This is a genomic window from Rhodococcus wratislaviensis (genome assembly GCF_041228765.1).
GTDB lineage: Bacteria > Actinomycetota > Actinomycetes > Mycobacteriales > Mycobacteriaceae > Rhodococcus_F > Rhodococcus_F wratislaviensis.
The window spans coordinates 1,978,526-1,998,255 of the sequence record NZ_CP150488.1 but is presented as its reverse complement, the minus strand read 5'-3'; the positions used below and the strand labels follow the sequence as shown (position 1 = coordinate 1,998,255).

Annotated in this window: 17 protein-coding genes and 2 pseudogenes; 9 read left to right on the top strand and 10 right to left on the bottom strand. The window is 67.1% G+C overall.

The window, feature by feature from the left end; all coding sequences use genetic code 11:
* Nucleotides 1–31: 31 nt before the first annotated feature.
* The 3 genes from WKC72_RS08945 to WKC72_RS08935 are packed head-to-tail and all read left to right on the top strand — an operon-like array spanning nt 32 to nt 2,766.
* On the top strand, nt 32–1,021 hold the full coding sequence (locus WKC72_RS08945) for a hypothetical protein (RefSeq protein WP_368680078.1): 990 nt from the start codon (nt 32–34) through the stop codon (nt 1,019–1,021).
* Between the two features lie 12 nt (nt 1,022–1,033).
* A complete protein-coding gene (locus WKC72_RS08940; protein WP_368680077.1) occupies nt 1,034–2,254 on the top strand; it encodes a phosphotransferase family protein in 1,221 nt (406 codons plus the stop codon).
* On the top strand, nt 2,254–2,766 hold the full coding sequence (locus WKC72_RS08935; protein WP_370182341.1) for a hypothetical protein: 513 nt from the start codon (nt 2,254–2,256) through the stop codon (nt 2,764–2,766). Before WKC72_RS08940 ends, WKC72_RS08935 begins: the two co-directional genes overlap by 1 nt.
* A gap of 274 nt (nt 2,767–3,040) precedes the next feature.
* On the opposite strand, the pseudogene WKC72_RS08930 reads toward WKC72_RS08935, so the two are convergent.
* Nucleotides 3,041–3,300 (bottom strand): annotated as a pseudogene (locus WKC72_RS08930) (IS21 family transposase); the annotation flags it as partial.
* 187 nt (nt 3,301–3,487) lie between these two features.
* Between WKC72_RS08930 and WKC72_RS08925 the strand changes: the two are divergent.
* Nucleotides 3,488–4,501, top strand: a pseudogene (locus WKC72_RS08925) (class I adenylate-forming enzyme family protein); the annotation flags it as partial.
* 65 nt (nt 4,502–4,566) lie between these two features.
* Here the strand turns inward: WKC72_RS08925 and WKC72_RS08920 are convergent.
* From WKC72_RS08920 to WKC72_RS08900, 5 genes are read right to left on the bottom strand one after another with little or no spacing between them, the layout of a single operon-like run.
* Complete coding sequence (locus tag WKC72_RS08920; protein WP_268789378.1) at nt 4,567–5,652, bottom strand: ABC transporter ATP-binding protein; 1,086 nt, start codon at nt 5,650–5,652, stop codon at nt 4,567–4,569.
* A 51-nt stretch (nt 5,653–5,703) separates the two neighbouring features.
* Complete coding sequence (locus WKC72_RS08915; RefSeq protein ID WP_007301609.1) at nt 5,704–6,582, bottom strand: carbohydrate ABC transporter permease; 879 nt, start codon at nt 6,580–6,582, stop codon at nt 5,704–5,706.
* The gene (locus tag WKC72_RS08910; protein WP_037231181.1) at nt 6,582–7,547 is read right to left on the bottom strand and encodes a carbohydrate ABC transporter permease; all 966 of its coding nucleotides are present in this window, start codon (nt 7,545–7,547) and stop codon (nt 6,582–6,584) included. Before WKC72_RS08910 ends, WKC72_RS08915 begins: the two co-directional genes overlap by 1 nt.
* A complete protein-coding gene (locus tag WKC72_RS08905) occupies nt 7,544–8,869 on the bottom strand; it encodes a sugar ABC transporter substrate-binding protein (RefSeq protein ID WP_037231371.1) in 1,326 nt (441 codons plus the stop codon). The genes WKC72_RS08910 and WKC72_RS08905 overlap by 4 nt, the downstream gene beginning before the upstream one ends.
* 53 nt (nt 8,870–8,922) lie before the next feature.
* Nucleotides 8,923–9,945: a sugar-binding transcriptional regulator gene (locus WKC72_RS08900; RefSeq protein ID WP_370182340.1), complete on the bottom strand. Its 1,023-nt coding sequence runs from the start codon at nt 9,943–9,945 to the stop codon at nt 8,923–8,925.
* Nucleotides 9,946–10,095: 150 nt separating this feature from the next.
* On the opposite strand from WKC72_RS08900, the gene WKC72_RS08895 reads away from it, so the two are divergent.
* From WKC72_RS08895 to xylB, 4 genes are read left to right on the top strand one after another with little or no spacing between them, the layout of a single operon-like run.
* Nucleotides 10,096–11,100, top strand: a complete 1,005-nt coding sequence (locus tag WKC72_RS08895; protein WP_370184299.1) for an NAD(P)-dependent alcohol dehydrogenase — start codon at nt 10,096–10,098, stop codon at nt 11,098–11,100.
* A 10-nt stretch (nt 11,101–11,110) separates the two neighbouring features.
* Nucleotides 11,111–12,592, top strand: a complete 1,482-nt coding sequence (locus tag WKC72_RS08890) for a mannitol dehydrogenase family protein (protein ID WP_370182339.1) — start codon at nt 11,111–11,113, stop codon at nt 12,590–12,592.
* The gene (locus tag WKC72_RS08885) at nt 12,589–13,512 is read left to right on the top strand and encodes a carbohydrate kinase (protein WP_268789374.1); all 924 of its coding nucleotides are present in this window, start codon (nt 12,589–12,591) and stop codon (nt 13,510–13,512) included. The genes WKC72_RS08890 and WKC72_RS08885 overlap by 4 nt, the downstream gene beginning before the upstream one ends.
* Nucleotides 13,509–14,900, top strand: a complete 1,392-nt coding sequence (gene xylB, locus WKC72_RS08880) for a xylulokinase (protein WP_370182338.1) — start codon at nt 13,509–13,511, stop codon at nt 14,898–14,900. The genes WKC72_RS08885 and xylB overlap by 4 nt, the downstream gene beginning before the upstream one ends.
* A 34-nt stretch (nt 14,901–14,934) precedes the next feature.
* Here the strand turns inward: xylB and WKC72_RS08875 are convergent, their stop codons facing one another.
* Nucleotides 14,935–15,942, bottom strand: coding sequence for an NADP-dependent oxidoreductase (locus WKC72_RS08875; RefSeq protein ID WP_037231170.1), 1,008 nt, complete (start codon nt 15,940–15,942; stop codon nt 14,935–14,937).
* 25 nt (nt 15,943–15,967) lie between these two features.
* On the bottom strand, nt 15,968–16,354 hold the full coding sequence (locus tag WKC72_RS08870; RefSeq protein WP_370182337.1) for a DUF1304 domain-containing protein: 387 nt from the start codon (nt 16,352–16,354) through the stop codon (nt 15,968–15,970).
* A gap of 80 nt (nt 16,355–16,434) precedes the next feature.
* Here WKC72_RS08870 and WKC72_RS08865 point away from each other — a divergent pair, with 80 nt between their 5' ends.
* Complete coding sequence (locus WKC72_RS08865; RefSeq protein WP_037231167.1) at nt 16,435–17,025, top strand: TetR/AcrR family transcriptional regulator; 591 nt, start codon at nt 16,435–16,437, stop codon at nt 17,023–17,025.
* Nucleotides 17,026–17,066: 41 nt separating this feature from the next.
* Here WKC72_RS08865 and WKC72_RS08860 read toward each other — a convergent pair whose 3' ends face one another.
* Both WKC72_RS08860 and WKC72_RS08855 read right to left on the bottom strand, forming a co-directional pair.
* Nucleotides 17,067–18,299, bottom strand: coding sequence for an allantoate amidohydrolase (locus WKC72_RS08860; RefSeq protein ID WP_370182336.1), 1,233 nt, complete (start codon nt 18,297–18,299; stop codon nt 17,067–17,069).
* Between the two features lie 104 nt (nt 18,300–18,403).
* Nucleotides 18,404–19,720, bottom strand: a complete 1,317-nt coding sequence (locus tag WKC72_RS08855; protein ID WP_005569862.1) for an FMN-binding glutamate synthase family protein — start codon at nt 19,718–19,720, stop codon at nt 18,404–18,406.
* Nucleotides 19,721–19,730 lie beyond the last annotated feature (10 nt).

Sequence of the window (19,730 nt, the reverse complement as noted above, 5' to 3'; positions counted from 1 at the left end):
CGACCCGCCAGACCACACGATTGGACAACGCATGATCACGCACACCGATACCGAATTCCACTCCCGAGACCTCACCGACAAGACCTGGACCGAAACCACCGTCCTGATCATCTCCGTGCCCGAAGCGAGGATCTTCGGCAACGCCTATGTGCTGGCCCGGCCGAACCTCGGCGTCACCCTGTCCTCGGTCATCCTGGCCGAGGGATTCTGCCGCCAACCGTACGAAGTCGATTTCACCGACCCCCAGATGCATCTGCCCTGCCCCGACTCGTTCAGCAACTACTCCCTCCAGAACGGCCTGACCGTGTCCTCGGACGGCCCCCGCAACTACCACATGCAGTACAAGAACGCCTTGGGGGCAGCAAGTTTCGACCTCACCTTCGAGGGACTGCACGAGCCGTTCGACCCGCACGACCCGAACCAGAATCCGCTCCTCGAACTCGACCACGAGACCGCAGACGACTCGCGAAAGGGCAACGAGTGGGAGAACGGGCACTTCGAAGTCAAGGGCCGCATCCGCGGCGAACTGGAACTGCGGGGCAAGACGTACCAGGTCGAATCCTACGAGGGCATGGACCACAGCTGGGGGCCCCGACCGGAGGTCGGCACCCGGTCGGTCTCCTGGGTCTCGATCAACTTCGGTGAGGACTTCGCGATGCACATGGCGGTGCCGATGCGGATCGAACGAGGGCAGGTGTTCTACGACAAGATCCGTTTCGGATACGTCGTCGAGCACGGCGAGGTCTTCGGCCTGCTCGACGGAACGATCGAGGCGGAGCGCGTCGACATGCTCGCGTTCAGCAATCACGTCACGGCCACCGATGTCCGCGGCAGAAAACACGAGTTCTTCGGCAGCGCGATCGCGGGACACCCGTGGTACACGTTCAACCCGTCCCACGTCTGCTACCAGTCGTTGTTCCGGTACGAGCGGGGTTCCGCCGTCGGCTACGGCGAGATGGGAGACATCTTCGGATTGGACTACCTGGCCGAGCGGATGTCCCGTCACGGACGCCAGAAGTAGGAGCGAATTCAGATGACCAGCACTTCTTCGTCCCTACCCGACAGGGACTGGGCCGACGCCCCGACGAACGCCCAGATCGAACGTCTCCGCGCGCGGTACCCCACCGAGCCCGAAGTCGATCGGACGCTGACCCGCAAGATGAACCGCCGCGCACTCGGTTCGTACCGGCGAATGGACCTCGACGAATTCACCCGCTGTGTCGAGACGTTTCTGTCGGCGCACCTCGACGGCCCCTTCCGGGTCTCCGATGCCCGCTGGTTCACCGGCGGCGTGTCCAAGGTCCAGATGGGATTCACATTGCACCGCAATGATTCCGAATCCCCGACGAGTGAGCGACTGGTCGTCCGCATGGACCCGGCCGAGGGATCGAACGCCACCAGTCGCCTTCGCGAGTTCGAACTCGTCGGCGCGGTACGGGGCACCGTTCCCGTTCCGGAACCACGCTTCATCGACATCGACGGCGAGTATTTCCCGGAGCCCGCACTCATCTACTCCTACGTCTCGGGGGTGACCAAGCCGTCGGCGACCACCACCGGCAGGATCAGCGGCCTGGGAACGAATTTCGGTGCCGGCACACGCGAGCGTCTCGCCGATCAGTTCGTGTCCTACCTGACCGCCCTTCACGCGTTCGATCTGTCCGAGGCGGAGTTCACCAGCCTCGCACGACCCCGCGTGGGGACCGACGACGCGGCGCGGTGGCTGCTCAATCAGGCCCGCCGGACATGGGTGGAGGACCGTGCGGCCGACATGCCGCTGATGGACGTGGCCGAGCACTGGATGCTCGCTCATCTGCCCGTCCTCGATCACGTGAGTGTCGTCCATGGCGACTACCGCAGCGGAAACTTCCTCTACGACGAGGACACCCTGAAGATCACGGCCTGGCTCGACTGGGAACGCGGCCATCTCGGCGACCGGCACCGCGACCTCGCGTGGACCACGCAATCGACCTTCGGCCACTACGACGAACAGGGGCGGTACCTCGTGTGCGGGCTGGTCCCGGAGGACGACTTCTACCGGCGCTACGAAGCCGCCACCGGTTTGCCGGTGGACTCCGAGAAACTCACCTTCTACAAGATCCTCAACGCGTACCAGATCGTCGTGTCCACGATGGCCTCCGCACACCGGGTCGCGAAGTTGGGCAAGTCGCATCAGGACGTCATCCTGTGTCGTGTCAAGGGCATGTCTGCGGTCGCGGCAGACGAACTGAACACACTCCTGGAAGAGGTGCTGTGATGGATCACTCGCGCAACACACTCGGAGCCCTGCGCAAGTCGCTTCTCGACTCGGTCGCGCCCGCCGTCGACCGAGCCGATCCGCTTGCCTCCGAGCAACTACCGCTCGTTGCCGACTACTTGGGGTTCCTGCGCACGCGGATCTACCGGATCCACGAACGGTCGAGATTCGAACTCGGCGAGTATCTCCGGATGGCCGACGGCGTCTTGGCGCGAGTCCCGCGATCGAGCCCAGCGATCGGCGACCTGACCAAGCACATCGATACGGCCCGGACCGCACACGAATCCGCGTCCACCGGCACGGCGGAGCTCATCGAGCTGGGCGCGACCCTGGCCACCGCTGTCAGCACCGTCGTCCAGGACGAGTCACTGCCGGACGAGGTCCGCCTGGTAGTCGGAAAATGGGTCACCGAGGCATCCCGCGACCTCCTCGCGTTCGAGCGGTCCTGGTACGCGCCCTTCGGGTTCGAGGCCGCACCTGAGGAACTCCGGAGCATCGACGAGTTCCTGTAGGCAGGCGCACCCACCGAGGCGGCCGGTCCGGACCTCACGCCTGAGGACGTGAGGTCCGGACGCCGCGTCGGACGAGTCACCACGCCGGGCACCCCCCGGAACCCTCCTCGCACCGGATAGTGGGCCTCGCCACACTCCATCATTGGCTTTATTATCAGTCCAAAAATCGAACGATGAAAGCAGCCCCGATGAACACGGACCCTGGACGAGTAATTGGGTGACGCCCACAGCCTGCCCGGCGCGCTCAGAGCCGGTGAGGGAAACGCTGCCCGTTAATCCGGTCATGGTGCGCGGCGATCGCCGGCACGTCACCGCCCGAGCTGCCGGGTCGCCGACCTCCGGAAACCATCCCGAGATCAGCTCCCGCCAGAGCGTCTCGTCGAACTTCCCGCCCTCGCCCGGCGTCCACCCGGCCGCCAACGCGGGTGCCAGGTATTTCCGGATCGTCTTGCGGTTGATTCCCAGGGCCGTCGAGATCTGCACCTGGGACCGGCCGGCATGCCAGTGCCGGAACAACTCCGTCAGATCGGTCATCGTCCACGATCTCCTTGCCACCGTCAGGCCCCTTCCCGGGCCGTTGTCGGTGGCCCAGTGAGGAGCGAACCTGCAGCAGCGCCGGAACCCCGGCCGACACGCCCCGAGGTGGGGAATTACGTGACGGCCGGGTGGGGAATTACGTGACGGACGAACCCCTCAACCAGGGGAATTACATGGCCGCTGACAGGCCGGGATGGCGGACCATGTCGTCTGCGTCAACGCGATGCCGATGTACCACATCGGAGGCGGCGCCGTCACCGAACTCGGGACGTTCGCCGCGCACGGAACCTATGTCGTCCTGCCCGGCTTCGATGCCGCACTGATGCTCGAAATGCTCGAAACCTGTCGCGGAACACACTCACTGATGGTCCCGACGATGCTGATCTCGCTTCTCGAGCATCCGGATCGCCGAAGTCGTGACCTGTCGAGCCTCCACACCGTACTGTCGGGAGCCGCCGCTGTTCCCCAGTCGCTGGTCGAACGGGTCATCGACGAACTCGACTGCCAGTTCACGATTCTGTTCGGGCAGAGCGAGATGCACGGAGTCATCAGCCAGACCCGGGTCACCGACGACCCTGCCGATCAAGCGACCACCGTGGGCCAGCCACTGCCCGAGCTGGAAGTGAAGATCATCGATCCCGTGTCCGGTGAGGTTGTGCCGATCGGCGAGCAGGGTGAAATATGCTGTCGCGGCTACCAGACGATGCTCGGATATTCCGACATGCCGGACGAAACGGCAGCGACGATCGACGCCGACGGATGGTTGTACATGGGCGATCTCGCCACGATGGACGAACGAGGCTTTCTGCGGATCACCGGGCGCCTCAAGGACATGATCATCCGGGGCGGACTCAACATCTACCCGCGCGAGATCGAAGAACTGCTGTTCCAGCACCAGGACGTGGCCGAGGTGGCGATCGTCGGGGTTCCGGATGAAAAGTGGGGCGAGCAGATCGGCGCCGTCGTGCGGCCCACGGACCCGGCCAATCCGCCGGACGCGACCGAATTGAAGGCCTGGTGCCGCGACCGAATCGCCGCACACAAGACGCCCTCGCTGTGGTATTTCACCGACGGACTCCCCATGACGCCCACCGGCAAGATCCAGAAATTCCGCGTGCAGCAGGAGATAGCGTCCGGGGCACTGACCGCCACGCACCTCGACGACAAGCCGGCGCCGGAACGGCTGTCCAACAGCTGATTCGACGTCCGGGCAACAGGGTGGGCGCGGACCCGATCTCGGATCAGCCCGCGCCCACGCACACTCTAGTCGCCGATCCGCTCCCCTGTCTCCGGGTGGAACAGGTGCACCGCTCCTTCCCGCTTGCGCAGCGACACGGTGTCGGCCAGCCGCGCGGGGGTGCGGGTCAGCGACCGGGCCACCAGTTGCGTACCGTTACCGGCGATGTGGGTGTGCACGTAGGATTCACTTCCGAGTTCCTCGACCAGGTCCACGATCACCTCGATGCCACCCTCCCCTGTCGACAACTCCAGCTGCTCGGGACGCACACCGACCGTGACGGTCTCCAGTCCGGCGGCGTGCAGCGCCGACAGCTGGTCGCGTTCGAGCGCGAGTGTCGAGTTCCCGAGGCGCACGCCGTCACTGACGATGGGCATGGTCATCAGGTTCATCGCGGGCGAACCGATGAATCCGGCCACGAACGCGTTCTTCGGGCGATCGTATAGTTCGGTGGGAGCCGAGAACTGTTGCAGCTTGCCGTTCTTGAGGACGGCTACCCGGTCACCCATGGTCATGGCCTCGACCTGGTCGTGGGTGACGTACACGGTGGTGGTGCCGAGTCGGCGCTGCAACGCCGCGATCTGCGTGCGGGTCTGGACGCGCAGCTTGGCGTCGAGGTTCGACAGCGGCTCGTCCATGCAGAACACCTGCGGCTCACGCACGATCGCCCGGCCCATCGCGACGCGCTGGCGCTGACCGCCGGACAGCTTGCCGGGCTTACGGTCGAGGTAGTCGGTCAGGTCGAGCAGCTTGGCGGCATCGGCCACCTTCTTCTTCCGTTCCTCCACACCGACTCCGCGCATCTTCAGCGCGAAGCCCATGTTCTCGCCCACCGTCTTGTTGGGGTAGAGGGCGTAGTTCTGGAACACCATCGCGATGTCGCGGTCCTTCGACGGCACACCCACCATGTCCTTGCCACCGATCTCGATGGTGCCCTCGTCGATGTCCTCGAGGCCGGCGAGCATCCGCAGTGCCGTGCTCTTGCCGGAGCCGGACGGGCCGACGAGGACGATGAACTCGCCGTCTTCGATGTCGAGGTCGAGCGTATCGACCGCCAGCGTGTCGGCGTTCTCGTAGATGCAGGATGCGCCCTTGTACGCGATGTCAGCCATGATTGCTCCTCTTGTGGGTACCGAAGTCGGGGGAAGTGGTTGCCGGGGTGATCATTTGATCGCACCGAAGGACAGGCCGCGGACCAGCTTGTTCTGTGCGATCCAGCCGGCCAGGATGACCGGGAGCGCCGCCAGCGTCGCCGCCGCCGACAGCCGGGCCCAGTACAGGCCCTCGCCGGTGATGAATCCGACGAGGAACACCGGAATCGTCTGCGCCTGAACGGCGGTGAGGTTGACGGCGAAGAAGAATTCGTTCCACGAGAAGATCACGCAGATCAGCGCGGTGGCCGCGATGCCGGGTGACACGAGCGGAAGGATCACCTCGCGCACCGACGTCCACAGACTCGCGCCGTCCATGCTCGCGGCCTCGAGCAGTTCGCCGGGGACCTCGAGGAAGAACGAGCGCATCATCCACACCGCGATGGGAACGTTCATCGCCGTGTACAGGATCACCAGCGCCCAGATGTTGTCGAGCAGGCCGATGTCGTTGACGATCACGTACAGCGGGATGATCGCGGCGACGATCGGGAGCATCTTCGTGCTGATGAAGAAGAACAGGGCGTCCTTCGTCTTGCGGACCGGACGCAGCGACAGCGCGAACGCCGCCGGCACACCGAGCACCAGCACGAGGATCGTCGACATGGCGGTCGCGAACGCCGAATTCAATAGTGCCGTGCCGATTCCACTGTCGAGGACTGCCTTGAACTGGTCCAGGGTGGGGGTGAAGAACAATTTCGGCGGGGTCGTGTAGGCGTCGCCCTCCTGCTTGAACGCGGTGAGCACCATCCACGCCACGGGGAAGAAGAAGCCGAGCGCCACGATCCACGCCACCACGCTCCACGGGCTGAACTTGCGGTGCTTACGCGCCCGCTTCGTCTCCGGGGCGGTGGGGGTGGACTCCACCGGCGCCGCCGCAGTGTCGGTACTCATCACGCTGCCTCCTCGTTACCGGTAAAGCTCTTGAAGATCAGGCGCAACGCCAGGGTCGCGACGACGATGGTCGCAATCACGACGATGACGCCCATCGCGGCGGCCTGCCCGATGTCGAAACCGAGGAATGCGCGCTGATAGATGTAGAAGGGAAGGTTGGCACTGGCCGTGCCCGGCCCGCCCTGCGTCATCATGTAGATGGCGTCGAACGTGTTGATCAGGTAGATCGCACCCAGCACCGCACCGAGTTCGATGAACCGGCGCAGATGCGGGAGGGTCAGTTCGCGGAACATCGCGAACGGTTTGGCGCCGTCCACCCGTGCCGCCTCGAGGATGTCGCGCGGCATGGACTGCAGACCCGCCAGGATCAGCAGCATCATGAACGGGGTCCACTGCCAGATCAGGTTCACCATGACCGCGGCGAGCGGGAACTTGCTGACCCAGTCGACCTGTCCCACCCCGAACGGGGAGAGGACGAAGTTGACGATGCCGAACACCGGGTCGAACATTGTTGTCTTCCACAGCAGCGCACCGGCGACGGGTGTCACCAGGAACGGGGTGATGAGGAGGGTACGCACGATGCCACGGCCCAGGAAGGCGCGGTCGAGCAGCAGCGCGAGCAGCAACCCGAGCACCACCGAGATCAGCACGGTGCCGACGATCAGGATGACGGTGTTGACCGCGACCTCACGGAACTGGCTGTCCTGGAACACGTCCACGTAGTTCTGCAGTCCGACGAACGCCTGGGAGCCCGGTCGCACCAGGTTCCAGGACTGCGTCGAGTAGTACAGCGTGAACAGGAACGGGATCTGGGTCACCACGATCATGAAGATCAGAGCGGGCAGCAACGGCCCCCGGCGACGCCATCCCTCGGCGCGGGAGACGCTGTCGTCCTTGGCCTCCCGCAATTCCCGCACCCGGTCGGCGGTGCCGTCCGTGGTGGGTTTCTCGGCGATGGTTGTCATCGTTCCTCCCGATATGTCGCGCCGACCACCTCGGCGTACTGCTGTGCCTGGGCGAGCGCCTCGGGCACCGTCTGCTGGCCCGCGATCGCCGCACTGATCTGCTGGCTGACGCGGGTTCCGAGATCCTGGAACTCCGGGATCGCCAGGAACTGCACGCCGGTGTACGGAACCGGTAGCACGGTGGGCGCCTCCGGTGTCGCGTTTTCGATCGCCTCGAGTGTCAGCGGTCCGTAGGCCGCCGAGGCCTCCTTGTACTCGGGAATCTCATAGGTCGACAGCCGGCTGCCCGGCGGCACCCGCTCCCAGCCCAGATCCTCACCGACCGTGCGTATGTATTGCTTGTCGGTCATCCACGAGATGAACTTCCACGCCGCATCGGGATTCTCACTGCTCTCGGGAATTCCGAGCGACCAGCTGTACAGCCAGCCGGCGTTGTCCTTCACCTCGATGGGCGCGGGCGCGTAGCCGATCTTGCCGACGACGGCGCTCGACGACGGATCCTCCAGCGTGGACACCGCGGACGTCGAGTCGTACCACATCGCCACCTGCCCCTGAGCCAGCTGCGTCGCGCACTCACCGAAACCGCTCGTCGCGGCACCGGGCTCACCGTATTCGCGTACCAGGTCGACGTAGAACTGCACCGCGCGTTCCACCTCCGGGCTGGTCAGCTGAGCGTTCCAGTCCTCGTCGAACCAGCGGCCACCGAACGTGTTGATGACGGTGTCGAGGGGTGCGAGCACTTCACCCCAGCCCGGCTTGCCACGCAGGCAGATGCCCGCCATGTCGTCGGAGTCGAGTTGCTTTGCGGCCGCTGCCACCTCGGTCCAGGTCGGCTTCTCCGACAGGGTGATGCCGGCCTGCTCGAACAGGTCCTTGCGGTACATCAGGAACGAGGACTCGCCGTAGAACGGCACCGAGTACATGTTCCCCTCGTAGGACAGGGATTCGCGCAGGGTCGGGATGAAGTCGGCCTCGTCATAGCCCTCGGTGGCCTGCGCGTACTCCGACAGATTCTTCAGCCAGCCGTACTTGGCCCACTGCGGGGTCTCGTAGTTGCTGATCATCACGACGTCGAATTCGCCGCCACCGGTCGCGGTGGATGCCGTGATCTTCGCGCGCGCCTGATTCTCCGACAGCGTCACGAACTTCAGGTCGATGTCGGGATTCTCTTCCTCGAACTGCGAGGCGAGCTTCTGGGCATCTTGCATCTGCGAGTTCGAGACCATCGCGATGGTGATGGTCTGATCCGACGCACCGAGCGTTCCGGCGCCCGCGCATCCGCTGAGCGTGAGGCACAGCGCCCCCGCTCCCGCTACCAGCATCGTCGCCGGCTTCTTGTGTTTCTTCACCGATCTTCACCTCTCCTTGCGTGGTGCTACTGATCGAGCAGCCAACGCGCGCATTCGATGTCGCAGACCAGCATCTTGGCCAGTCCGCCGTGGAGGGCACCCAGTGCCGCTTGGTGTTTGGCGACGCCACCCGTGACGAGGATCGATCCGTCGCACGCGCGGATGTCGTCGAGGGGAACGGACATGGCCCGTTCGTCCAGTGGGCCGGCGACCTCGGTTCCGTCGAGCCGGTAGAAGCGTCCGCCGACTTCGCCGACCGCGCCGAGGTCGGTGAGCACGGACAGCATGTCCGTGTCGATGAAGCTGCCTTCGAACAGGGTGGTCGACGTGGAGACGGCGCCCGTGCCGAACATCATCATTTCCGCCGTCCGGCCCGCCTCGAGCGCCTTGGAGATGACGGAGTCGCCCCGCATGGATACCACGGTCGACGCGTCCGCGTACAGGGGAACGGGAAGCCGAACAGTATTGGCCTGCAGCTGCTCTGCGCATCTACCCAAGACGTACTCCGTTCCGGTCTGATAGTTGATCGCACTCACCGATCCGTCGAGCTGGACGACGGACGCGCACGTGGCCGCCCCGGATGGCAGACCCTGCGCGACGGCGACCGTCTCCGGCCCCCACGTGAATCCGAGGGTGTCGCCTTCTCGTATCCGGCGGACCAGCAGCGACGCCGCCGCCCGCCCGACACCGGCGAAGCTGTTGTGGTCGTCGATCGCACCGGCGGCGTCGACGGAATCGGCGACCACCACCGCCTCGACGAGTTCGTACTTCTCCTCGAGCGCGCGCTCCTCGTCCGAGCGCAACGCATCACGCAGATGAGCGGGAGCCTGCACCTCGATGCGCACCAGGCCCTGGGCGCGGGCTCGCGCCACCAGCCGGCCCGCGGTGGGGCGGGAGACGCCGAGGCGCGTGGCGACCTCGGCCTGGGTCATTCCGTCGAGGTAGTACAGCGTCGCAGCGCGCAACGCGAGGCGCAGATCCTCCGTCGTGGACGGCGGTGGTGCCGCGATGAGAGACGGCGCCGGGGCCGCCGAGTTGGGGGATGTCACTGATTCTCCTCGCCATGATCCCGAGCCCGTCGAGCGTGTCTTCGGAGCCCCGAGAAACTGTGAGCAAATGATCACTATGCGTTCATCTGCTCAATACGCTAGCATCGAAGTGTGACCCACACAACACTTCCTTCGGATATCCCCAGGACGATGCGTGCCAGCGTGCTCGTCGAGCCGGGCGTGATCGAGATCCGGGAACGCCCCGTGCCCACTCCCGACCCCGGCGACGTCCTGGTCCGCGTGGCGTCGGTGGGCGTCTGCGGATCGGACGCCCACTACTACCGCGAGGGCCGCATCGGCGAGTTCGTGGTCGAACAGCCGATCGTGCTGGGCCACGAAGCGTCGGGCACCGTCGTGGGCGTCGGAGCCGGGGTCCCGGCAGCGCGTATCGGGCAGCGAGTCTCCATCGAACCGCAGCGCCCCGATCCGGACACCGACGAATCCCGGCGCGGTCTCTACAACCTGTGCCCGCACATGCAGTTCTATGCCACCCCGCCGATCGACGGGGCACTGGCCGAATACGTGACCATCGGCTCGGCGTTCGCCCATGCGATTCCCGACGAGATGTCCGAGGACGCGGCCGCGCTGTGCGAGCCACTGTCCGTGGCCATCGCCACCACCCGCAAGGCCGGAGTGACAGCCGGATCCCGCGTCCTCGTCGCCGGCGCGGGACCGATCGGAATCGCCATGGTGCAGACCGCCCTCGCGTTCGGAGCCACCGAAGTGGTCGTCTCGGACCTCGATCCCCGGCGACGCGAGGTCGCGACGAAATTCGGTGCCACCGCGGTGCTCGACCCGCGTGAGCAGGACGTCGCGGGACTCCACGTGGACGCGTTCGTCGATGCGTCCGGCGCACCGAGTGCGGTACTGGCCGGGATCCAGGCCGTCCGGCCCGCAGGATCCGTGGTTCTGGTGGGCATGGGCGCCCCCGAGATGACGCTGCCGGTCCAGACCATCCAGAACCGAGAGTTGGTGCTGACCGGGGTATTCCGCTACGCCAACACCTGGCCGACGGCGATCGCGCTCGCGCGGTCGGGACGTGTCGACCTCGATTCGATGGTCACCGGAAGATTTCCGCTCGCCGAAGCGGAGCAAGCACTGAACGCAGACCGGACGCCGGGCAGCCTCAAGGCCGTCGTACGCGTCCAGGAATGAGGAGAGACCGATGCAACTGTGCGCGCAGGCACTGCAAGAGTTCGACGACACCGTGCAGGTGCCGAACTACGATCGAAGCGACATCACCGTAGGGATAGTGCATTTCGGTGTCGGCGGATTCCACCGCGCGCATCAGGCGATGTACGTCGACCGATTGCTGCGGCGCGGGGAGGCCCGCGAGTGGGGCATCTGCGGGGTCGGGGTCCTGCCCGGTGACCGGCGCATGAAGGATGTCCTCGACGCGCAGGACGGCCTGTACACGCTGGCGCTGCGGCACCCGGACGGCACCTGGGACGTGAGCGTCGTCGGGTCCATCGTCGACTACCTCTTCGCCCCCGACGATCCGGAGGCGGTGATCGAGAAGATCGCCGCAGAGTCCACGAAGATCGTCTCCCTGACGATCACGGAGGGCGGCTACAACTTCACCCACGACACGGGCGAATTCGATGCCGAGAACCCCGACGTCGTGCACGATCTCACCGACGGTGCCGTGCCGCGGACCACGTTCGGACTCGTCGTCGAGGCACTGGCCCGGCGCCGCGCGCGCGGGTTGCCGTCGCCGACCATCATGTCCTGCGACAACATTCAGGGCAACGGCGACGTGGCGCGCAAGATGTTCCTGGCGTACGCCGAGTTGAAGGATCCCGAACTGGCGGCGTGGATGCGCGAGGAGACGTCGTTCCCCAACTCGATGGTCGACCGCATCACGCCCGTCACCACCCCCGAGGTGACGGAGGCGCTGTCGGCTCGGTTCGGCATCGACGACCAGTGGCCCGTCGCCGCCGAACCGTTCACGTCGTGGGTGCTCGAGGACGCCTTCCCGCTCGGTCGCCCCGCATTCGAGGACGTCGGCGTCCAGGTGGTCGACGACGTCGAACCCTACGAGTTGATGAAGCTGCGCCTGCTCAACGCGAGCCACCAGGGCCTCTGCTACTTCGGCTACCTGTCGGGATACCGGCTCGTGCACGACGTCGCCCAGGATCCACTCTTCGCCGACTTCCTGCTGGCGTACATGGACGAGGAGGCCACGCCCACCCTGCCGCCGGTGCCCGGGGTCGACCTGGACGACTACAAGCGCACGCTGATCGAACGCTTCTCCAATCCCGAGATCCGCGACACCGTCGCCCGCCTGTGCGCCGAATCCTCCGACCGTATCCCGAAATGGCTGCTGCCGGTGATCCGCGAGAACCTGGTGGCCGACCGGCCCATTCGCCTGTCGGCCGCGATCGTGGCGAGCTGGGCCCGGTACGCCGAGGGAGTCGACGAGGACGGCGAACCCATCGACGTCGTCGACCAGTTGAAGGACTCCCTCGTGCCGATCGCGCAAAGCCAGCACGAGAACCACACGGCCTTCATCGAGAACCAGGCGGTCTTCGGTGACCTGGCCGAGAATCCGCGCTTCGTCACCGCGTATCTCTGGGCGCTGGACTCACTGCACGGCGTCGGTGCACGGAAGACGCTCGAGGCTCTGCGTGAGAAGGTGCAGTCATGAGTCTGGTCATCGGTGAAGCCCTCATCGACATCGTCACGGCGAGCGACGGCGCCACCACCGAATACGTCGGCGGCAGCCCGCTCAACGTCGCGGTCGGTCTCGGCCGGCTCGGCCGCCCGGTCGAGTTCGTCACCCGGATCGGCGACGACACGAGGGGCCGGTCGATCGTCCGGCACCTCGAGGAGTCGGGGGTGAGCCTCGCGCCCGGCAGCATCACCGCGCAGCGAACGGCGACGGCGCACGCCACCCTCGATTCCGCCGGATCCGCCACCTACGAGTTCGACATCGAATGGGATCTTCCCTCCCCCAGCGGTGGGTCCACCCCGGCGCTCGTCCACACCGGTTCCATCGCCGCCGTGATGGAACCCGGCTGCGACGTCGTCGCCGACATGCTCGACCGCCGTCGCTCCTCGGCGACCATCAGTTACGACCCCAACGTGCGACCGGTGTTGATCACCGACAAGGCACGCGCCCGGCAGCGGATCGAGCACCTCGTGTCGATCTCGGACATCGTCAAGGTCAGCGACGAGGACCTCCGCTGGTACGACCCCGAACGGGATCCCGTGGACATCGCCCGCGCGTGGTTGTCCCGCGGACCGGCGATGGTCGCGGTGACGAAGGGCGCCGAGGGCGCATTCGCGGTCTGCGCGGCCGGACTCGTCGAGGTCGCGGCCCGCGACGTCGAGGTGGTCGACACGGTCGGCGCGGGCGACGCGTTCATGGCCGGGCTCCTCGACGGGTTCTGGTCGCACGGTTTCCTCGGCGCGGAGAGCCGCGACGCCCTCCACGCGATCGACCCGGAAGAGGTGCGGAACGTGCTGGACAACGCGGTGCTGATGTCGGGTCTCACCGTCGCGCGCGCCGGGGCGGACCTCCCCACCCGCGAGACCCTGGATCGCGCGGCAGGTGTCCGGCAATGACACTCGTCGCAGGCATCGATTCGTCCACGCAGTCGTGCAAGGTGATCGTCTGCGACGCCGACACCGGTGAACTCGTCCGCGAGGGCAGGGCGTCGCATCCGGACGGCACCGAGGTCGACCCGCAGGCGTGGGCCGCGGCCCTCGACAGCGCCATCGCCGCCGCCGGCGGACTGGACGACGTCGCCGCGGTGTCGGTGGGCGCCCAGCAGCACGGCATGGTGTGCCTCGACGACACCGGAACGGTCGTGCGTCCGGCGTTGCTGTGGAACGACACCCGCTCCGCCGACGCCGCCGCGCAGCTGGTGAACGACCTCGGCGGTCCGGACGCATGGGCGGACGCGGTGGGTGTGGTGCCGCTCGCCGCGATCACCGTCAGCAAGCTGCGCTGGCTCGCCGATTCCGAACCGGCGAACGCCGACCGGACGTCCGCGGTCTGCCTGCCCCACGACTGGCTCGGCTGGCAGCTCACCGGCAGAGCCGATCTCGGCACCCTCGCCACCGACCGCGGCGACGCCAGCGGCACCGGATACTTCTCCGCGGCAACGGATTCCTACCGCCCCGACCTGCTGTCACTGGCACTGCGCGGACGCACGGCCGCCGTGCCGCGCGTGGCCCGCCCGGCCGAGCGGATCGGGGAAACCTCGTGGGGTGCCGCCGTCGGACCCGGCACCGGCGACAACGCCGCCGCCGCACTCGCTCTCGACGCCCAGGAAGGCGACGTCGTCGTCTCCGTGGGAACGTCGGGCGTCGTATCCGCGGTGTCCGTGACACCGGCGAACGACCCGGGCGGCTTCGTCGCCGGCTTCGCCGACGCCACCGGACGCCACCTGCCCCTCGTGTGCACACTGAACGCCGCCCGGGTGCTCGACGCGACCGCCGCGCTGCTGGGCGTCGATCACGACGAGTTGTCCCGGCTGGCGCTGTCGGCGCCGTCCGGCAGTGGCGGCCTGGTGATGGTGCCGTATTTCGAGGGTGAGCGCACCCCCAACCGCCCGAACGCCACCGGCTCCGTTCACGGACTCCGGCTTGCCAATTCGACCCCCGCCCACCTCGCCCGAGCGGCAGTCGAGGGGCTGCTGTGCGGACTGGCGGAAGGCATCGACCACCTGATCGCCCAGGGCGTCACCGTACGTCGCATCCTCCTCGTCGGAGGCGGCGCCCGCTCCCGGGCACTGTGTGAACTCGCGCCCGCCATCTTCGGCGCCCCGGTCCTGGTGCCGCAACCGGCGGAGTACGTCGCGATCGGCGCGTGCCGTCAGGCGGCGTGGACGCTGGCCGGCACCCCCGAACCACCCAAGTGGGATCAGACCTCCACCCGGCGCTACGAGGCCGACCCGGCACCCGAAGTGCGCGAGCGGTATAGGCGCTCCGCGCCTGTGCGTGGTTAAAGAGTCTCTGGACTCCTCAACCACGCACGGGTGGCTACGCCACCTTCACCAGCATCTTCCCGACGTTTCCGCCGCGCATGAGCTGCAGGAACGCGTCGACCGAGTTCTCGATGCCGTCGACAATGGTCTCGTCGTGAACCACGTCGCCGGACGCGAGCCACGGACCCATCTTGGCGGCGAACTCGGGGAAGACGTGCGTGTAGTTGCCGAGGGTGAAGCCCTCGAGGGTGAGGCCGCGGCTGATGATGTTCACCATGTTGTCGGGGCCCGGCGTGCGCTCGGTGGCGTTGTACGCGGAGATGGCACCGCAGAGGGCGGCTCGTCCGCCGTTCCGCATGACGTCGAGTGCGGCCTCGAGGTGGTCGCCGCCGACGTTGTCGAAGTAGACGTCGATGCCGTCACCGGCGAGCCCGCGAAGCTGTTCGCGCACCGGTGCCTGCTTGTAGTCGAAGGCGGCGTCGTATCCGTAGCGGTCGGTGAGCAGCGCGACCTTCTCCGCGGACCCGGCGGATCCGATGACGCGCGACGCGCCCTCGAGTCGGGCGATCTGCCCGGCGGCGGTCCCCACCGCACCCGCGGCGCCGGAGATGAACACGGAGTCGCCGGCCTTCAGATGGGCGATGTGCACGAGTCCGACGTAGGCCGTGAGCCCGGTCAGTCCGAGAATCCCCAAATAGGCCGAGATCGACACTCCCGGAATCTCTTCGACGACGCGGAACACCGAGGCGTCACCCTGCGCGACGTCCCGCCACCCGAGGTCGTGCACCACCACCGAGCCGACCGGATGCGTGGCGGCGGTGGATTCGACGACCCGGCCGACAGCTCCGCCGGTCATCGTCTCGCCCAGCGCGAACGGCGGAATGTACGACTTCACGTCGTTCATCCGGCCGCGCATGTAGGGGTCTACCGACACGAACTCGTTGGCCACGCGCACCTGGTCGGGCCCGAGGTCGGGCAGTTCGACGGTGGCGGTGCGGAAGTCGTCCTGGGTGGGCCAGCCCACCGGCCGGTTGATCAGCTGAATCTGGGTGCTCGACGTCATGGTGTTCCTTTCGATCCTTCTGAGGTCACAGCGCCAGTCCGAGCGCGAGGAGGACTACGGCGAGCAGCGGAAGTGTTCCCTGCGTGATCGCCGCGCGAGCCTTGTCGGGCGACGACAGCAGGAGCACGAGCGCTGCGAGCAGCATGGATCCTGCGCCGGCGAAGATCAGGGCCGAACCGACGGCGGTCGCGCCGATGATCACGGCGACGATGCCGACTGCCGTCACGATCGCCAGGAAGAGGTTGTAGAAGCCCTGGTTGAAGGCAAGCTCCTTGGTGGCGCCGGCTTCTTCGGCACTGGTCCCGAACGTCGCGCGGGTGCGCGGCGCGGTCCAGAGGACGGACTCGAGCACGAAGATGTACACGTGCAGCGCACCGGCGAGTGCGGCAAGAACAAGACCCGCGGCGACCATACGAAACTCCTCCTCGTTCTGAACTGACCATTTCAATATATACTGAAATGGTCGTTTCACAACCAGGAGTGAGGATCGTCATGCCGCGCACGCAGGATTTCGACACGGCCGAAGTGGTCGGCCGCGCCCGCGACCTGTTCTGGGACAAGGGCTTCGAAGCCACGTCGATACCCGACCTCGAGCGCGTAACCGGCTTGAATCGGTCGAGCCTGTACAACGCGTTCACCAGCAAACGCGGACTTTTCGACGCCGCCGTGCACGACTACCTGGACCGGGTCGTTCGCCCCCGGCTCCGCATCCTGACCGACGAGCCCACTCGCCCCGACGCCGCCGTGCGCTACTACCGCAGCCTCGCCGGCGCCCTCGCGTCTCTGCCCGACGAAACCCCCGGACGCGGCTGCCTCCTGCTCAACAGTGCCGCCGGTTTCGCCGCCCACGACGACACCCAACGGTCCGTCGTCGACGCATACCAGCGTGAACTGTCCGGGGCGCTCACCCACGCACTCCGGGCGCACGACCCGGACGCGTCGACCGCCACCCTGGCACACCGGACCCGGCTCCTGACGTCACTGTCCGTCAGCGCGCTCCTGCTGTCGCGGGTCAACCGGGACGAGGCCGTGGCTGTCGCGAACACCGCCGTCGAGCAACTGGAGGAATGGCGCCGCACGTGAGTGGCAAGGAGTGCCCCGACACGCTTTGCCACTCACGTGCGCTACCGCTGCCCGCCGACCCAGTCCGCCATCACGTCCGCCAGCGCCTCGGCGCCGCGGTTGCAGTCGTCCGCCTCGGCGAACTCTTCGGGCGAGTGGGACACGCCGGTGGGGTTGCGGACGAACATCATCGCGGTGGGCACCCTGGCCGACAGGATCCCGGCGTCGTGCCCGGCCGCGGTCGGGAGGACGGGAATGTCACCGAGGTGGGCGAGTGAGCGGCGCAGTCGTTCCCGGGTGGAGTGCGGGAACTCGACGATCGGCGTGACGGATTCGGCGTCGACCACGAGGCCGATGCCGTCGGCGGCCGCGTAGGCCTGCGCCTCGGCGGTGATCTGCTGCACCAGCTTCGTCAGCGTCTCCTCGTCGGCGGCCCGGGCGTCGAGCCACGCCCGCACCTCCGACGGAATAGCGTTGGCACCGTTGGGAAGTACCCGTATCTTGCCGAACGTCGCGACCGCCTCGTGCAGCGTCGCGGCGGTCCGGGCCGTGTGAACGGAGGACGCGAACGCGAGCATCGGGTCGCGACGGTCGACGAGTCGGGTGGCGCCGGCGTGGTTGGCCTCCCCGGAGAACACGAACTGCCACCGGCCGTGTGGCCAGATCGAGGAGGCCACGGCAATGGGGCTGTCGATCAGGTCGAGGGCGCGCCCCTGCTCGACGTGCAACTCGACGTACACGCCGACGCGGTCGACGAGGTCGGGGTCCTCGCCGAGATGGTGCGGGTCACGGCCGGCGCCGACCAGGGCCTCGCCGAGGCTGATGCCGTCGTTGTCCCGCAGCGCCAGGGCGCGAGCGGGTGCCAGTGCCCCGGTGGACAGTTGCGAGCCGACACAGGCGACACCGAACCGCGCGCCCTCCTCGTCGGAGAACGCCGTCACCGCCACCGGACGCGTCGGCGCGATCCCCCGCCCACGGACGAGGTCGATCGCCGCGAACGCGGACACCACCCCCAGCGGTCCGTCGTAGGCGCCGCCGTCGGGTACCGAGTCGAGGTGCGATCCGGTGACGAAACTGTCGTGGGGGTCGCCGTCCCAGCCCTCGGGCATCCACCATGCCCACAGGTTGCCGTTGCGGTCCTCCTCGACGCTCATTCCGCGCGCCTGCGCGCAGTCCGAGAACCATTCACGCAGCGTCATGTCGGCGTCGTTCCACGCGAATCTCCGGTAGCCGCGGGTCGACTTGTGCTGTCCCACATCGAGGATGGTCGTCCACAGCGAATCGAAGGAAGTCATGTTCTCGGTCCTCTACTCATAGTTCAGGCTGACAGGCGCTTCGCACCCGTGCGTGGTTAGCGAGTCCCTGGACTCCTTAAGCACGCACGGGCGGCGGAGCCGCCCTACAGGGCGCCGGGGATCCAGGTGGTTCCGGCGAGGGGCACGCGGGCCATCGCCGACGCCTCGACGGTGAGGGCGACGAGGTCCTCGGGTTCGAGGTTGCGCAGGTGCGACTTGCCGCAGGCGCGGGCGAGGGTCTGCGCTTCCATGGTGAGCACCCGCAGGTAGTTCGCGAGCCGGCGGCCGCCCTCGACGGGGTCGAGGTTCTTCGACAGCTCCGGGTCCTGGGTGGTGATCCCGGCGGGGTCCTTGCCGGCCTGGAAGTCGTCGTAGAACCCGGCCGCGGAACCGAGTTCCTCGTACTGCTTCGCGTAGCGGGGGCTGTTGTCGCCCAGCGCGATCAGGGCGGCGGTGCCGATGGCGACGGCGTCCGCCCCGAGGGCCATGGCCTTCGCGACGTCCGCGCCGCTGCGGATCCCCCCGGACACGATGAGCTGGACCTTTCGGTGCACCCCGAGTTCCTGCAGCGCCTGGACCGCCTGCGGGATCGCGGCGAGGGTGGGGATGCCGACGTGCTCGATGAACACGTCCTGCGTGGCGGCGGTGCCGCCCTGCATGCCGTCGACCACGACGACGTCCGCGCCGGCCTTCACGGCGAGCTTCACGTCGTAGTAGGTGCGGGTGGCGCCGACCTTGATGTAGATCGGCTTCTCCCAGTTGGTGATCTCGCGCAGTTCGATGATCTTGATGGCGAGGTCGTCGGGGCCGGTCCAGTCGGGGTGCCTGCACGCCGACCGCTGGTCGACACCCATCGGGAGGGTGCGCATCCCGGCGACGCGTTCGGTGATCTTCTGTCCCAGTAGCATTCCGCCGCCGCCGGGCTTGGCGCCCTGGCCGAGGACGATCTCGATGGCGTCGGCCTTGCGCAGGTCGTCCGGGTTCATCCCGTACCGCGACGGCAGGTACTGGTAGACGAGGTTCTTCGACTGCCCCCGCTCCTCGGGGGTCATGCCGCCGTCACCGGTGGTGGTGGACGTACCGACCTCGCTGGCGCCGCGGCCGAGGGCCTCCTTCGCCTGCCCGGACAGTGCGCCGAAGCTCATGCCGGCGATGGTGATCGGGATGTCGAGGTGCAGCGGGAACTTGGCGTTGCGGTCGCCGAGCACGACGTCGGTGTCGCACTTCTCGCGGTAGCCCTCGAGCGGGTACCGCGACATCGAGGCGCCGAGGAACAGCAGGTCGTCGAAGTGCGGCAGCTTGCGCTTGGCACCCCACCCGCGGATGTCGTAGATGCCGGTCTCGGCGGCCCGCTGGATCTCGGAGATGACGCCGCGGTCGAACGTCGCCGATTCGCGCAGGGCCGGGTTCGGGGTGTTCATGACGGTTCTC

Coding starts and splice junctions, on each gene's coding strand:
- WKC72_RS08945 (WP_368680078.1), top strand. CDS start 32: ATGATCACGCACACCGATACCGAATTCCACTCCCGAGACCTCACCGAC.
- WKC72_RS08890 (WP_370182339.1), top strand. CDS start 11,111: ATGCAACTGTGCGCGCAGGCACTGCAAGAGTTCGACGACACCGTGCAG.
- WKC72_RS08910 (WP_037231181.1), bottom strand. CDS start 7,547: ATGACAACCATCGCCGAGAAACCCACCACGGACGGCACCGCCGACCGG.
- WKC72_RS08860 (WP_370182336.1), bottom strand. CDS start 18,299: ATGACTTCCTTCGATTCGCTGTGGACGACCATCCTCGATGTGGGACAG.
- WKC72_RS08935 (WP_370182341.1), top strand. CDS start 2,254: ATGGATCACTCGCGCAACACACTCGGAGCCCTGCGCAAGTCGCTTCTC.
- WKC72_RS08940 (WP_368680077.1), top strand. CDS start 1,034: ATGACCAGCACTTCTTCGTCCCTACCCGACAGGGACTGGGCCGACGCC.
- WKC72_RS08875 (WP_037231170.1), bottom strand. CDS start 15,942: ATGACGTCGAGCACCCAGATTCAGCTGATCAACCGGCCGGTGGGCTGG.
- WKC72_RS08885 (WP_268789374.1), top strand. CDS start 12,589: ATGAGTCTGGTCATCGGTGAAGCCCTCATCGACATCGTCACGGCGAGC.
- WKC72_RS08905 (WP_037231371.1), bottom strand. CDS start 8,869: ATGCTGGTAGCGGGAGCGGGGGCGCTGTGCCTCACGCTCAGCGGATGC.
- WKC72_RS08855 (WP_005569862.1), bottom strand. CDS start 19,720: ATGAACACCCCGAACCCGGCCCTGCGCGAATCGGCGACGTTCGACCGC.
- WKC72_RS08915 (WP_007301609.1), bottom strand. CDS start 6,582: ATGAGTACCGACACTGCGGCGGCGCCGGTGGAGTCCACCCCCACCGCC.
- xylB (WP_370182338.1), top strand. CDS start 13,509: ATGACACTCGTCGCAGGCATCGATTCGTCCACGCAGTCGTGCAAGGTG.
- WKC72_RS08870 (WP_370182337.1), bottom strand. CDS start 16,354: ATGGTCGCCGCGGGTCTTGTTCTTGCCGCACTCGCCGGTGCGCTGCAC.
- WKC72_RS08920 (WP_268789378.1), bottom strand. CDS start 5,652: ATGGCTGACATCGCGTACAAGGGCGCATCCTGCATCTACGAGAACGCC.
- WKC72_RS08865 (WP_037231167.1), top strand. CDS start 16,435: ATGCCGCGCACGCAGGATTTCGACACGGCCGAAGTGGTCGGCCGCGCC.
- WKC72_RS08895 (WP_370184299.1), top strand. CDS start 10,096: ATGCGTGCCAGCGTGCTCGTCGAGCCGGGCGTGATCGAGATCCGGGAA.